The organism is Bremerella cremea, assembly GCF_003335505.1.
Lineage (GTDB): Bacteria > Planctomycetota > Planctomycetia > Pirellulales > Pirellulaceae > Bremerella > Bremerella cremea_A.
In genome coordinates this window covers 26657-40976 of record NZ_QPEX01000010.1, presented here as the reverse complement: position 1 = coordinate 40976, position 14320 = coordinate 26657, and the positions used below count along the sequence as shown (strand labels likewise).

Sequence of the window (14320 nt, the reverse complement as noted above, 5' to 3'; positions counted from 1 at the left end):
GTTCCCACAAAATCAAAGGCTCGTAGAGGCATGATTGCCCCCAGGTGTTTACCAAACTAAGGACGTCTGCGTCCCTCAACATGACACGCGACGCTTGCTAGTGGATTGCCTCGGCTAAACGAACCGCCTGAGTCGCCATGCTCAACAAAAGCGAGAGCATGGCAACGGTTTATTCAGGCCGATCAATGCCTAGTATACACCCCTTGGCCCATGATTGCGGCGCTAGTTGGGGGGCTGTCGGCTACTTTTTCCCGGTCTTTTGCTATTCAACCGCCAAAGCCGAGCTGCCGCGACGCCAATCCCCAACTCCTTTGGCGACCCCAGTTTCCGTATCAACAATAATTCCCTGGGCACATCCCTGGCGACCGCGACCAGGATCGACCTTGTAGCCACGGGCCTCTAGGTCGGGAATGATCTTGGTAAAGACGCCATCGTCGAGCTTCTCGAACCGAATCTCATCGGGGAACCACTGGTGATGGAAACGGGGGCCATCGATCGCTTCTTCCAGCGAACGATTTAAGACCAACGTTTGCACCAAGATTTCGGTCACGGTGTTGATAATCGTTCGTCCGCCAGGGCTGCCGATCAACAGCTTGGGCTTGCCATCTTGCAGAACGATGGTCGGCGACATCGAACTCAGCATCCGCTTGCCAGGGGCCAGGCGATTAGGCTTGGTACCGATCTTCCCTTCGTGGTTGGTGTAACCAGGGTACCAGTTGAAATCCCCCATTTCGTTGTTCAGCAGAAAGCCCGTTCCCGGCACCACAATCCGGCAGCCGAACGTCCCTTCCAAGGTGTAGGTGCTGCTGACCGCCACGCCATCTTTGTCGATCACTGAAAAGTGGGTCGTCTGCGGGCTTTCGTATGGGCCATCGGTCAACTTGATGTCCCCGGCGATCTCGGTGCTGGGGGTCGCTTTGTAAGGGTCGATCGTTTCGGCCAGTTTCTTGGCGTGCTCTTTGGTGAGCAAATGCTCGGGAATCGTAACGTAATCAGGATCGCCTAACCAAGCCGCTCGTTCGCGGAAGCCACGTCGAATGGCTTCGGTCAGCAAATGAACTTGTTGGGCGGTCCAATACTCTTTTTGGTCGGTCGGAAAGTCGAGGGCTTCGATGATCTGCATCTGAATCAAAACCGTGGTGCCGCCGGAAGAAGGAGGCGCGGCGCCGTAAATGGTGTAAGGCCCGAAATCGGCCTTGACGGGCGTTTGCACCTTGGCGGTGTAATCTTTCAGGTCTTGCTTGGTCATCACCCCGCCGCCACGTTTCATCTCTTCAACGATCTTATCGGCGATGGGCCCTTCGTAAAAAGCTTTCGGACCTTCTTCGGCGATCAAAGTCAACGAGACCGCCAGGTCTGGCTGTACCAGCGTATCGCCTGCCCGCCAAGGTCGCCCTTCCGGATGGCCATAAACCCGCCGCAACTCGGCGAAGCGTTCCCCTTTTTGAATGTAATCTTGCAGCAATACCGAGTTCAGCGAGTAGGCCAGGTAGCCATCTACTTTCAAACCATCGCGCGAGGCGACGATCGACGGCTCGATCAGATCTTTCCATGGCAGCTTGCCATATTTTTCGTGAGCCAAGGCCAAGCCGCGAACCGTTCCCGGAACGCCTGCCATGAAGACGTGATGCTCGTCGGTCCACTTATCGAAGCTGTACTCGTCGACGGCAGCCGGGGCTTTCTCGCGGTAGCTGACGCAAACCACTTCTTCATCCGGCTGCGCGATCATCATGAAACCGCCACCCCCGATGTTGCCAGCTTCGGGCCAACTGACCTGCAAGGCAATCGATACCGCCACCGCCGCGTCGACCGCGTTGCCCCCTTTGGCCAAGATGTCGCGGCCAACTTCCGAGGCAAACGGGGTATCGGTGACCACCACCCCTTGCTTGCCGGTGGCTACTTTCACGGGCTCGCGGGGCGGACGAGGGTTGGCTTCCTGGGCCAAGGTCGCCACCGGAATGATCAGCAGTGTGAGGCAAACCAGCGAGAGCGAAACAATAGCCCGGCGACGCGGGAGAAGCGTTTGGAAGTAATTTGTCATGCGTATATTCTTCAATTCCAAGGAAGCAATACCAATTCTTATTAGCAGAAAAACAAGGTCATCGCTGTCCAGCCAACAACCGCCAGCAGGGCCGCGAACGAGGCCGGCACAATTTGTGTCAGCACGTGATCCATCAGGTCGGCTCCCGAGGTCATCGCGCTGAGGACTGTGGTATCGGAAATGGGCGAGCACTGGTCGCCAAACACACTTCCGTTAAGCACACAAGCAAAGCAAATTGCCACATAAAGCGATTCGTTGTCGAGTCCCTGCATGCCAGCGACCGAAGCAGCCAGGGGCATCGCCAGCGGAAACGTCACAGCAAAAGTGCCGAAGCTGGTTCCCGTCGAAAACGAAATAATAATGGCCAGCAAAAACAATATCGTGGGCAGGGCCCAGTAAGGAATCGAATTGCCTAACTGCTCGACCAGATAGGTTCCGCCGCCAATGGCCTGGGTCATGCCGCCTAAGGTGACCGCCAGCATCAAAATTACCGAGGCAAACACCACGCTTTGCATTCCGGAACCGACCCCGGCCATCAAATCTTGCAGCGACATCCCGCGAATCATCGCGATACTGCCAGCCACCAGCAAAGCGGACGAAAAAGCCAATTCAACCTGGGGTTTGCCGTAAAGGTAGTAGCTGCCCACAGCAATTCCGGTCAGCAAAAGCAGTGGCACGATAAAGTCGAACGCATGCGGCTTGTAGTGAACGGCAACTTTCTGGGAAGCCGGTTCCACAAAGGCCAACGGTTCGCTGCCCGGCCGATCGAGCTTACCCGTGGTGCGGGCCCGCTCGATCGCCGTCCGAAACCGCTTGCCGAGCAAAGGAGCCATGTCGAGCGAAAGCAAAAAAGTGCTTAGCACGGCAAAGATGGCATAAAAGCTGAGTGGCAACGATGAGAAAAAGAACGACAGCCGATCGTCCTCGGTCGCCAAGTAGGCAATCCCAGGCACATAAATCAAACTTTGAATGTAAGTCGGCCACGCATTAAAGGCGATCAGCACCGCAATTGGCGAGGCAGTCGAGTCAACGATGTACGAGAGTTCTTCGTGGCTGACGCGTTCTTGATCGGAAATCGGACGCACAGCGGTACCGACCAGCACGGTGCTGATCGTTCCCCCCTGAAAAAACAACACGCCCAATAGCCACGCCACCAGCTTGGCCGAACGTGGCCCACGGACAAAATGCTTGGTGGTCCACTCGGCAAATGCCTGAGCAGTCCCGGTCCGGGCCCAAATTCCCAATAAGCTCCCCAGCAGCCACAAGTAAAGAATTAAAATCGTCGCCGCTTTCACCGACGCCAGCGACGGAAGCAATACCTCTTGGGTGAAGTTGTACTTCTGCAAAATCAACGCCCCGCTGATCGTCCCCAGCAGTAGCGCAGTCAACGGTTCCCGAAAAACCCAACACGAGGCGATCGCCACCAGCGCCGGAAAGAGCGACCACAAGCCGTAATGCTTGCTGGCGGTCACCTGCGCGAAGATCGTTTCCCCCTCGGCGTCCTTCTCGCGGACCAGCACCTTCAATTCCTTGGGCTCGGTTCCGTCTTTCTGATAGTTCTCGATGTCTGCCGGGGTGAGGCCAGATTGGTCCGCTGCCACCACCTTCTCAGGTTCTTCCACGGTGCTGGAGTCGACCCGGAATTGTTTCACCACCCAGGTGGGCGTGACAAATAAACCGACCAGCGCCGAAATAGCGAGGATCACGCCCAGCAAACTAAAAAAGGCAATGCGATTACGCACCGGAGTTAAAGCCCCAGAGGTATCGACGACCACGTCATCAAGTTCGGTATTGTTTGGATCAGAAGAATTCAAGCAACTGTTTCCCTAATGGCGTTGATTGGATGAGGATGAAAGGAAGGTCGAACTTGGTACGTTGGTCGTCCCAAGTTTAGCAAGCCCGATGCCGAAGCAACGAACAACCGCATGTAATTGAATCAAAGCAGCCAGAATTTCTGTCTGGTCTGCAAGGAACGTAGACTCGATTGCGTAAAGTGGAGATTGTCAGCAAGTCGGCTCCCAATTTGGTGTCTCCTGCGTTTCTTAGGGTTGATGCGAAATCGTCAACGTGTTGACTGCCATGTTGTGGATTCGTCAACAACGTAGTTCGATTTCAAGTTCACCGCTACGTTCGTCAGACAGTCCGCAAAAAATTTTTGCACGTTTTATTCCTCCCCGTTCGGAGTCAAGCCATGGCGTTTGGCCAGGCGATAAAACTGGCCTCGGTCCATCCCTGCCAGCCGTGCCCCTTCGGCCATGTTGCCATTCGCCTCCTCGATCGCTTTCAAGAGATAATCTTTCTCGAACTGGTCGCGAGCTTCGCGAAATGGCAGCCGCTCGGCGGGTGGCGACACGCGAGCGGCCGGGGCTGAACGGGTAGGGGGACGCAAAATTCGTGCAGGCAAATCGGTCGCCTCGATCCTTGCCCCAGCATGCAGCACGGCCAGTTGTTCGGCGAAGTTCTGCAGTTCGCGCACGTTGCCGGGCCAGTTGTACTGCCGCAACGCTTCGACCGCCGCTGGCGTAAAGGTTGGTGGTTGTTGACCTTCTGTCACGAACTGATTGATAAAGTGCTGAGCTAAAATGCCGATGTCGCCTGGTCGCTCGCGCAGCGGTGGCAGCTCGATCGAGATGACGTTCAAGCGGTAATACAAATCGGCCCGAAAGCGACCAGCTTCGACCTCTTGCATCAGGTCGCGATTGGTCGCCGAGACCAAGCGGGCCCGGCTGATCATATCGTTCCCGCCACCTACGCGGGTGAACTTGCCGCTGTCGAGAACGTGCAGCAGTTTCGACTGCAGCTCGAAGCTCAATTCGCCAATTTCGTCGAGAAAAATCGTCCCTTTGCCTGCCGCTTCGAACCGTCCGATCCGCCGCTTCGAGGCCCCGGTGAACGCCCCTTCCTCGTGACCGAATAGTTCGCTTTCTAGCAGGTTAGCGGGGATCGCGGCGCAGTTGACTTCCACAAACGGCTCTTGCGCGCGGCGGCTTTGCTGATGAATGGCATGGGCCAACAACTGCTTCCCGCTGCCGGTTTCCCCCAAGATCAACACGCGGCTATCGGACGGGGCGACGGTCTTCACTTTGTCGAAGATCGCGCTCATCTGCCAATCGCCAGAGATCATACGCGCCAACGACTTAGGACGCTCTGGCGCGCGCGGGGCATGCTCGGCCAACACGCGTCGTACGCGGGCAACAAGCTCGGTCTTCTCGACCGGTTTGGTCAGATAATCGGCTACCCCCAAGCGGGCCGCTTCGATGGCCGATTGATCGGTGCCGAAGCCAGTAATCATGATGATTGGCACCCGGCAACCGGCCCCCCGCAGGCGACGAATGATCTCGAAACCGCCCATTTCGGCGATCACCAGGGTGGTAATCACCAAATCGAAATCCCCCCGTACAATCTTAGAAATCGCCTCGTGGGGGCTAAGCATCGACACGGCGTCAAGCTGTTCGCTTTGCAGCGTGGCGACCATCTCTTCGCAAAACGCCGGGATGTCGTCGATGAATAAAATTTTCTGCCGCTGGGTCAAGCTCATTCCGCTGTCCTAGTTTCGCTTTCCGAACCCATGTTGGGTCAGTCCGGTACGATTCTTGCATAACGGGCCAGCAACCAACTGCCAAGTAGCCTTCGCCCAAATCTGGCCGAAGATGGAACCGTTTCGACCTTTGCTGCCAAGGAAACGCAAAACATGACAACCACCGTCCCTCAAACCGCGCTTCGCCCCTTCCACTTGGCGGTCCAAGTCCACGATTTGGCTGCCGCACGCGAGTTTTACGGCGGTTTGCTGGGCTGCCCTGAAGGACGCAGTAGCGATACGTGGGTCGACTTTGATTTCTTTGGTCATCAGTTTGTTTGCCACCTGAACCCTAACAAGTCGGCGCATTCCATTCATTACAACGAAGTCGACGGGCACGGAGTTCCTGTCCCGCACTTTGGTGTAGTACTGGATTTAGCAACCTGGGAAACACTCGCAGCCCAGCTCAAGGAAAAAGGGATCGAGTTCGTGATCGCACCTTACATTCGCTTTGCCGGTGAACCGGGCGAACAAGGGACGATGTTTTTCTTCGATCCCTCTGGCAACCCGATCGAAATCAAAGGATTCTCCGACATGGGACGCCTATTTGCCAAGTAAATCTTGCTTGGCAAGCGAGCAACATGGAAGGGACGGGACACCCTTTCACGCCAACCCCAACCTGCTTGTCCCCAGTTTTCATTTGTCATTTTAACACTTAGGAACCGGCTCACTCCTATGAGCACCACGGAAAACGCTTCAACGGAAACTCCCAAGTCACAGCCCAAGACCAACACCCCTTTGGACTTGACTTCCTATCACCGCATTGTTGTGCTGACAGAAGGTATGACGACGCCGTTCTCGGCCAAGACCGCTATCGGTCTGCTTCGCTTTCGGGGCGAAGATGTCGTCGCGCTGCTCGACAGCCAAGCCGCCGGACGCACCACCGAGCAGTGCCTTGGACACGGGGGCAACACGCCGATCGTCGCCGCGCTCAGCGATGTTGACCGGCCCGACGCCTTGTTCATTGGTATTTCGCCCCCGGGGGGACGTTTGCCGGAAGCGATGCGGAAAGCGGTGTACGATGCCGCCGAAGCTGGCGTCGATGTCGTTTCGGGGTTGCACGACCACATGATCGAGGACGAACAGTTGGCGGCCATCGCGGCGAAAACCGGCGCCAAGCTGATTGATGTCCGTCGTAACCGTTTCCGCGAGACGGCCAAACACGCGACGTTCCCGGCCAACTCGGTCCGCGTGCATACGGTGGGACACGATTGTTCCGTCGGCAAAATGTTCACGGCCTTGGAAGTCGAACGGGAATTGCTGCGGCGAAACGAAGACGCCCGCTTCCTGGCGACCGGCCAAACCGGCATCATGATTTCTGGCTACGGCATTCCTATCGATTCGGTTGTCTCCGACTTTGTGAACGGTACGATCGAAGGCATGGTTTTGGAAAACTCGTCGCACGATTACTTGCTGGTGGAAGGGCAGGGGAGCGCCGTTCATCCTGCATTCTCGGCGGTTACGGTCGGTCTGCTGCATGGCTGCGCACCGCACGGCTTGATCTTGTGCTACGAAGCAACTCGGGCGACGACGAAGGGATTGGATCATGTGCCACTGAAATCCCTGGCAGAACTGAAAACGTTGTACGAAATGTTGGCTTCGGCTCGAAACCCATGCCAGGTGATCGGCGTGGGCATGAATGGTCGGCGGATTACGCCCGAAGAAGCGGAAGTCGAAAAGGCGCGTGTTTCCCAAGAACTGGGACTACCCGTTTGCGACGTGTACCGCGACGGGGCCGGCATGTTGGCCGATGCCGTTCTCGAACTCGGAAAGAAGGTGCGTTCGTGAGGCTGGAAATTCATCAAGTCAAATTGCCTCTTCGACGGGTTTTTGCCATCTCTCGCGGTGCGATTACCGAACAAGAGAGTGTTATTGTCGAACTGCACGACCAGGGCAAAACAGGCCTGGGCGAAGCGGTTAAAAGTAGTTATTACGGGCACGATGCCGATACCATCACTGCGGCGCTGCAGCGCATTGCGCCGCAGTTGGAAGCGTACGAATTTACGACGCCGGAAACGTTATGGGACGTGATCGCGCCGCAGTTGGAAGACAACTACTTCGCGTTGTCGGCGCTCGATCAAGCGGCCCACGACCTGTACGGGAAGCTCCATGCGACCACGGTTTACCAACGTAACCGGTTATCTTGGCGAAACGTTCCCCAATCGAGCGTGACCATTTCGCTCGGCCCCATGGAGGAAGTCCTCCGCGAGGTCGAAAGCTACGCCGATTGGCCGATCCTCAAGGTGAAACTCGGTACGCCGAACGACTTGGAAATCGTCGCCGCGCTGCGGCAAAACACCGCTGCGATGATCCGTGTCGATGCCAATTGTGCCTGGTCGGTTGAGGAAACGATTCGCAATTCGCAAACGTTGGCGGACCTGGGAGTCGAGTTCATCGAACAACCTCTGCCCGCCAATGCTCCGGAAAGCTCGAAACGTGTCGTCTACGAAGAATCGGCCTTGCCGATCATCGCTGACGAAAGTTGTCAGCGAGAGCATCACGTGCGCGAATGCGACGGCCTGTTTCACGGGATTAACGTTAAATTGTGCAAGTGCGGCGGATTGACCCCGGCGTTTCGGATGCTGCGTGAAGCAAACGTGCGCGGGCTCAAGACGATGGCCGGTTGTATGATCGAATCAGACGTAGCGATCTCGGCTGCCGCCCAGTTGGTTCCCTTGTTGGACTTCGCCGACCTGGATGGTGCTTTCCTCTTGGCGAGTCAGCCTGCCCAAGGGGTGAAGCTCGAACAAGGCAACTTCAGTCGTCCGGAAGGTTACGGTTGTGGTGTGACCTGGGACGCCAGTTTGGTGTAAAGGTTCTAGCGGAAACTCGAGCCGGGTGATCGCGTCGAATCGCCCGGTTCTCTATTTTCTTCGGCATGCAACGAGTCGATCATGCGCGTGTTGCGAACCCAGGTACTGGCCCGGAATGCGTCGAGAAACTCGTTGGAAATCGCCCGGCACCCGTCTTCACAAACGGCGTGATATCCTGGGTGGGGCAAAATCGTGGAATCAATCGTCTGCCGTCCACCAAAGGTATCGCGTCGACACGACAAAAAGTACGAAATGTGGGGCACAAGGTGGTCGTGCTCCCAAGCTACCGTCCATGCCGGTAGCAGATCGTACGCCGATTCGCGGATGTGCAAAGCTCGAAATGCTTCGATGTCGAGCTCAAATTCGATTCCGTTGAACCAGTCGGTAGGGTCGCTTGAAGCCCTCGCGTTTAACACGCCGTAATTGCCTGGGGAAGGCCCTTCGCCATAGACGCCCCTTCCGCGCGGGCTCATGACGTATTCGTAAATTCGCTTTGCCCCCAGTACCACTACCGGCCGAGCAAGTCCGACCGCTTCTTCCGAAAACGAACGCCGGGCTGAGATTAAATTGATTAAGCTGCCGTATCCCACAAACGAGATGCGCGAGTTCGGTTCCGGAAATAACTCGGCCAAGTCCCACGGGTACTGGTGCTCTTTAGCTGTCGTAACCGGACATGGCAGCGTTAGCCGCGCGATTCGATCGAGCAGCTGCAAGCGAAAGGTGCGATGGAAGATCAAACGCAAATTCCTACCAAGGAGACAAGACAACGAGCCCAGGAAACAAAGCTCCCCAGGCCAGCGAACCAGAAAAGATACCAGGCCGAACTATTTCTTCGGAGCCGAGCCTGCCCAGCGCACCCCTTCAATCATCAGTGCGTTGGGACCGCCATCTTTTTCTGGATGAGGGCTGAAGCAGATCACGCGACCTTCGCCGTACTTCGTCCGCACAATCGCATGCGTCCCGACCATCGCCCCTTCAGGAGCCCCCTTCTTGGCAATCTCGGTTCCGTAAGTGGCCAACACTTCGTAGCCTGGCAGATCTGGATTGTTGTCTGGCACTAGCAACGGGCCTTGGCCGTAGTAGCATTCCATCTCGTCTTTCTCGGCCTTGAGTACCTCTGAGCCGCTGGAAGAGAATTCCAATTCAACGTTACCCGTGCCCCGATTCCAGTGCGAACGGTCCCAGACTTTGGCGTTGAGAATGCCCAGCGACCAGGAATAGTGAGAGGAAGCGAGGTACGAACCGGCACAGATGCCGACGTACGAACCGCCTGACTTAACGTAGTTCTTAACGTTTTCGCGTCCTTTTTCTTCCAGCATCTTCGACTGTTTGCTGCCAGACCCGCCGGGCATGATCAGCACGTCGTAATCCTTGAGCACGCCATCGCGAATGTCTTGCGGCGTGACCATGGTTGTCTCGAAACCGGTTTCCGGAACCAAAATCTTCTTCAGGTTCTTCCAGCCGCCAGAATCGCCGTTGGAATGATCGTAAACCGCCACGCGAATCGTCTTTGCCGGGGCAGCCTTTTGGGCATGGGCTACGGCCGGAACTGCCAGGGCAACCAATGCCACGGCCAAGATCAAATGAGTACCAATTGCTCGCATACTTGTCATTGTTTAAAGACTTTTTCAGGTGTTATTCATGGAATCAAGGAAAGGAGGTCGGCTGACTGTAATCGCCAGGCGATTAGAACTGCGGTGCCAAGGGAGCAGGCTGAGCCAATGCGGCTTCTTTGGCTTCCAACAGCTCTTTTTCCATCGCCTGCATGGCGGCTTCGGCGGCCTTTTCCTGCAGGTTCTTCACTTCTTTCAGCGAGACGCCTTCGGTCGCCCAACGCTGCTTGGCGGCCAGGGTGCGATCGAGCAGCAGATCTTCAACCGGCCAAACGTCTTGCCAGATATCGGGCAGACTGGTGGTGACAATCGATTCCTTGTCGGCGGTCATGTTCCAATCGCGAAGCGAGATGGCAATTTCACCGATTTCGCCCCCTTTTTCATCCGTTAAGTCATCCTGAACCGAACCAATTGGAAATGTGGGAACCGCGATCGAAAATTTCGGATCGCCCAGCATCGTCCACATGGTGGTCAGCTTCGGATCTTCGCCTGGCTTCACCCCATGAAACACCGCAGCAGAGACGGTGGTGGTGCGGCTAATGGTATTTTTTGTCGAAAGGATTTCGGGCAAGCTACCTGGGCTACCATTCACCGAGCCCGGATAAGGCACCCCGCTGTCGTCACTCAGATCGCGGGCACAATTTCGCACGACTTCCTGTAGCGAAATCAGTTCGTCCGAGCGGCAAGATTCCAGCGTCCGGCAAGCACACAGAAAGCGATCGCTCGAGTAAATCTCTTCCAGTTGTTCCGGCTTGGGGTTCGCGCCTATCTTACGAGCCGTGGTGGCGAAGTTCGAGCGGACGATGTACCCGTTGGGGGCAACTTGAGGGTCGTTGGCATCGAAAAACTTAAACGTCTTCGGGCCGGTTTCAAACAACCCGGCACCACCATGGGCATCGATAACGCCGTAGTTGGCGACCGTTGAACGCCCCGTTTGGTTGGTTTCTTCCAGTAGTTTTTGGAAGTCTGCGACCGTTTTGCAGGTTTGCAGGGCCATCCGCATGATGGTGCCGTTCCCTGGGCCAGAAGCCCCCCCTTTGATGGCCAGGTCTTTGCTGAGCGAGTTCTCGATGCAGAACCCGGCTTCGTTCACCCCCATCCAAACGGTCTTGCGTTCGCCAGCGTTGACAACCGCCACCGCTTGGAACTTGCCCCCCTCAATAACGGCAACTTCATTGTGCAAGTTCGAGGATGTATCGCGATTTTTCCACAGCAGCGGCCGACCATCTGCGGTCACTTTGCCACTGATTACTGCCGTTGTGCAGGCGTACAGTTCCGTAGTGATTGTCGAGGTGCAAACCAAAAGCAGGGTAAGCTGCGTGAAAGCGTATCGCCAATGGAAACGAGACGTCATAGCGGCTCCTGAAGACAAAGGAAACTCGGGCGGGAAAGAAGCATATCCGAGATAAAATGCCTGATAATTAGGCATCTTTGGTATCTCTGTAGCACAACTATCCCCGGTCTTATGGGTAGTCGCAATGTTCTTCTGCGCAGAAAAATATTCGATTTTTCCGAGCGTAGCCGCCCGATACAGAGTTTAATAGGAATATCCCGCCTTAGACCAAACTAATGCAATGAGCTCGCCTGTATTGGTCCATGAGTTGCATTGAATGAGTCGAACACCGTTGTGAGGGATGAAGAACATCGCTCCGGCGGGAACAGAGAAGATCTCGTTTCCCCGCAAGAGAAGCCAACCATGATTAAGCGGATATCCGCCTACCCCGATCGTCTTCGCATTGCTTTATTAATTCTCAACGAAAGCCACTGGAGCCGTGGAGTTCTGGATGGAATCGCTCGTTTCGCCTCGGAACATGGGGGCTGGGACTTTTGGCTTCATCCGCGCGGCGTCAAGCAACCACCCTCCCTACCACACGATTGGCAGGGACAAGGGGTCATCTCCCGCATTTCGGACGAACCGCTGCGGCAATCGATTGCCAAGCACAACTTGCCAACCATCAATGTTTCGTGGCATGGGGTCCATAGTCCTCGGTTTCCGAAAGTGATTGCCGACCCCCAAGCCGCCGGTCGATTGGCAGGCGAGTTCTTCGTCAATCGTGGCTTCGAGAACATCGGCTACATCGGGCCACCCCTCTACTATAGTTATCAAGATGCCGTTTTGCCCGACTTGGTAACCGCCGCCGAGAACGGCGGGTGCCGCACTTTCCAGTTTGCCCCCGATCCGAATGTGGCACAGCCCGACTTCGACTTTCAAAGGTTGCGTCTGGTGCACTGGGTGCGTTCGCTCCCTAAACCGGTTGGCATTGTCGCCTGGAATACAATCCAAGCACGCGAAATCATGCTGACTTGCAGTGCCGAGGGGATTAACGTGCCGAACGATGTGGCCGTCTTGGCGGTCGAGAACGACCCGGTGGTCTCCAAGCTTTCGCCGATGCCAATCTCGTACATCGAGCAGCGCGTCGAGCAAGTTGGTTACGAGGCCGCGCAAGAGCTTCAGCGGCTGATCTCCGGCGGTAAACCACGCGATACGCCTCTGTTGGTGGCCCCGGAAGGGATTGTCGAAAAGGCTTCGACCGACACGATTTTCGCCACCGATACGCTCGTGCAAGATGCCGTCGCGTTTATCAAACGAAACTGCGATGTCGCCATCAGTGTGTCGGACCTGACACGGCACTTGGATGTCTCGCGACGGTCGCTCGAAGAACGCTTCCGCAAAGTGCTGAAACGCTCGCCCGCCGAAGAAATTCGCTTTGCCCGCGTCAAGGTGCTTAAAGAAATCCTCAAGCAAACCGATCAAACCCTGGCTGAAATCAGCCAGCAAGCGGGCTTCAGTTGCGAAAACGCGATGCTCCGTTTCTTTAAACGGATGACCGGCATAACCCCGGGCGAATTTCGCCGCAACCATCCGCAAGATCTACTGCACGAAAGCTAGTAGCGATTGCGACCTTTGAGTCCTTCCCAAGAGCCGGTTTTCGTCGGCTCTTGTTTTTTTAAGGACTGCGCGGCCCACGAACGGGCCCTAATCGCGGATACCCGCAGTTTGCTTAAGGCAGCTTTTCTGCCAAAGATTTGTGTACGCCGTTCTCAAAATGAGCTGTATTTTTCAGCTTTTTGCGGGGAAAAAGCTTCTTTCGGCAGTGCTTAACCAGATCTGCAAATTCGGTTAATCATTTTGCGCGAACGTCCCTAGGGGCATGGTAGCAACCGGTCTATCCTGGCAGATGGAAAAGCAGACGGGATGTTTGCTCTGGCCTTTATGGTCTTATTCACTCCCTCTTTTATCTCAACTTTACTAAAGAGACTTTATGGAAAAGAGAACTGAGGCTTTACAGCAAGTTTCGCGTCGAGGTTTTACCCTCGTCGAATTGTTAGTGGTGATCGCCATCATTGGTGTCTTAATTGCTTTGTTGTTGCCAGCCGTCCAACAAGCACGCGAAGCCGCTCGCCGGATGCAATGCTCGAACAACTTGAAGCAAATCGGCCTAGCCTTGCACACATACCACGACGTGCATGGAGCTTTCCCAGCTGGTTTCTGGCGGCGCACACCGTATACCATTAACACTTTCTCTGGTCCAGGCTGGGGCTGGGGTGCCGCCATCCTGCCGCAAATCGAACAAGGTGCTCGTTTCGATGCTTTGAAGATCTCGCAAGGGGCCTACACTTCGGACGCGCAAGATGTTCTGCAATATTCGCAGCCACTTATCTCTGGCTATCGCTGCCCCAGTGCTCCAGGCAAAGACGTCAACGATGTCTTGGTCAGTGGCAGTGCGACCTACTCGCATGGTCTTTCGACCTACAAGGGTGTGTTCGGAGACAAGAACACCCAAGCTTCGTACAGCGACAACAAAGATGGTTGCAAGAAGGCTCAAGGAAGCTGTGTCGAGGGTGGCAACGGCATGTTCTCGGCTAACAGCAGCGTTAAACTTCGTGACGTAACCGACGGCACCACCAACACCGTGATGGTGGGTGAAGTTGCTTTCGGTGTGAATGGTGCGACCGATTCTTCCGGCAATCCGAACAGCTACCTCGGTGCCGTTTGGATTGGGGTTACGCCTAGTGGTGCTTCCAGCAATGTGGCAACCTTCCAAACGTTGCGAGGTATTCTTGCTAGTGGAAATACCAGCAAAGAGTACGTTATTAACGGTACGAACCCACGCTCGTTCAGCTCGCATCATCCTGGTGGGGCTCAGTTTGTTCACAGCGATGGAAGTGCTCGCTTCTATTCCGATACGATTGATCAGCTGATGACCAATCGCATCTCGGCTCGCAACGATGGACAAGTTGTCAGCGAGTAATCTTCGCTGCCTCATCGCTTACC

Annotated in this window: 11 protein-coding genes; 5 read left to right on the top strand and 6 right to left on the bottom strand. The window is 55.6% G+C overall.

All coding sequences use genetic code 11. The features are described from left to right. Positions 1-262: 262 nt before the first annotated feature. From ggt to DTL42_RS01590, 3 genes are all read right to left on the bottom strand, one after another. Positions 263-2041 (bottom strand): gamma-glutamyltransferase, encoded by a 1779-nt coding sequence (ggt, locus tag DTL42_RS01600; RefSeq protein ID WP_114366955.1) that lies wholly within the window; start codon positions 2039-2041, stop codon positions 263-265. A 41-nt stretch (positions 2042-2082) separates the two neighbouring features. Beyond that, positions 2083-3855 (bottom strand): Na+/H+ antiporter NhaC family protein, encoded by a 1773-nt coding sequence (locus DTL42_RS01595; RefSeq protein ID WP_114366954.1) that lies wholly within the window; start codon positions 3853-3855, stop codon positions 2083-2085. Positions 3856-4205: 350 nt separating this feature from the next. Continuing rightward, positions 4206-5579 (bottom strand): sigma-54-dependent transcriptional regulator, encoded by a 1374-nt coding sequence (locus DTL42_RS01590; protein ID WP_114366953.1) that lies wholly within the window; start codon positions 5577-5579, stop codon positions 4206-4208. Positions 5580-5732: 153 nt separating this feature from the next. On the opposite strand from DTL42_RS01590, the gene DTL42_RS01585 reads away from it, so the two are divergent. The 3 genes from DTL42_RS01585 to DTL42_RS01575 all read left to right on the top strand — a co-directional run bounded on the left by DTL42_RS01585 (position 5733) and on the right by DTL42_RS01575 (position 8431). Further along, on the top strand, positions 5733-6176 hold the full coding sequence (locus DTL42_RS01585; protein ID WP_114366952.1) for a VOC family protein: 444 nt from the start codon (positions 5733-5735) through the stop codon (positions 6174-6176). Between the two features lie 117 nt (positions 6177-6293). Then, positions 6294-7406 (top strand): DUF1611 domain-containing protein, encoded by a 1113-nt coding sequence (locus tag DTL42_RS01580; protein WP_114366951.1) that lies wholly within the window; start codon positions 6294-6296, stop codon positions 7404-7406. Next, positions 7403-8431, top strand: a complete 1029-nt coding sequence (locus DTL42_RS01575) for a dipeptide epimerase (protein WP_114366950.1) — start codon at positions 7403-7405, stop codon at positions 8429-8431. Before DTL42_RS01580 ends, DTL42_RS01575 begins: the two co-directional genes overlap by 4 nt. Before the next feature lie 5 nt (positions 8432-8436). Here DTL42_RS01575 and DTL42_RS01570 read toward each other — a convergent pair whose 3' ends face one another. The 3 genes from DTL42_RS01570 to DTL42_RS01560 all read right to left on the bottom strand — a co-directional run bounded on the left by DTL42_RS01570 (position 8437) and on the right by DTL42_RS01560 (position 11398). Further along, positions 8437-9168 (bottom strand): hypothetical protein, encoded by a 732-nt coding sequence (locus DTL42_RS01570; protein ID WP_114366949.1) that lies wholly within the window; start codon positions 9166-9168, stop codon positions 8437-8439. A gap of 87 nt (positions 9169-9255) precedes the next feature. Further along, positions 9256-10035, bottom strand: coding sequence for a BPL-N domain-containing protein (locus DTL42_RS01565; protein WP_234824029.1), 780 nt, complete (start codon positions 10033-10035; stop codon positions 9256-9258). Positions 10036-10117: 82 nt separating this feature from the next. After that, entirely contained in the window at positions 10118-11398 is a 1281-nt protein-coding gene (locus tag DTL42_RS01560; RefSeq protein ID WP_114366947.1) for a carcinine hydrolase/isopenicillin-N N-acyltransferase family protein, read from the bottom strand. A 342-nt stretch (positions 11399-11740) separates the two neighbouring features. Here DTL42_RS01560 and DTL42_RS01555 point away from each other — a divergent pair, with 342 nt between their 5' ends. Together DTL42_RS01555 and DTL42_RS01550 are read left to right on the top strand one after the other, a co-directional pair. After that, positions 11741-12934, top strand: a complete 1194-nt coding sequence (locus tag DTL42_RS01555; protein WP_147274127.1) for a xylose operon transcription regulator XylR — start codon at positions 11741-11743, stop codon at positions 12932-12934. A 373-nt stretch (positions 12935-13307) separates the two neighbouring features. Then, positions 13308-14297 (top strand): DUF1559 domain-containing protein, encoded by a 990-nt coding sequence (locus DTL42_RS01550; protein WP_114366945.1) that lies wholly within the window; start codon positions 13308-13310, stop codon positions 14295-14297. Positions 14298-14320: the final 23 nt, after the last annotated feature.

Coding starts and splice junctions, on each gene's coding strand:
- DTL42_RS01555 (WP_147274127.1), top strand. CDS start 11,741: ATGATTAAGCGGATATCCGCCTACCCCGATCGTCTTCGCATTGCTTTA.
- DTL42_RS01565 (WP_234824029.1), bottom strand. CDS start 10,035: ATGCGAGCAATTGGTACTCATTTGATCTTGGCCGTGGCATTGGTTGCC.
- DTL42_RS01560 (WP_114366947.1), bottom strand. CDS start 11,398: ATGACGTCTCGTTTCCATTGGCGATACGCTTTCACGCAGCTTACCCTG.
- DTL42_RS01585 (WP_114366952.1), top strand. CDS start 5,733: ATGACAACCACCGTCCCTCAAACCGCGCTTCGCCCCTTCCACTTGGCG.
- DTL42_RS01550 (WP_114366945.1), top strand. CDS start 13,308: ATGGAAAAGAGAACTGAGGCTTTACAGCAAGTTTCGCGTCGAGGTTTT.
- ggt (WP_114366955.1), bottom strand. CDS start 2,041: ATGACAAATTACTTCCAAACGCTTCTCCCGCGTCGCCGGGCTATTGTT.
- DTL42_RS01590 (WP_114366953.1), bottom strand. CDS start 5,579: ATGAGCTTGACCCAGCGGCAGAAAATTTTATTCATCGACGACATCCCG.
- DTL42_RS01580 (WP_114366951.1), top strand. CDS start 6,294: ATGAGCACCACGGAAAACGCTTCAACGGAAACTCCCAAGTCACAGCCC.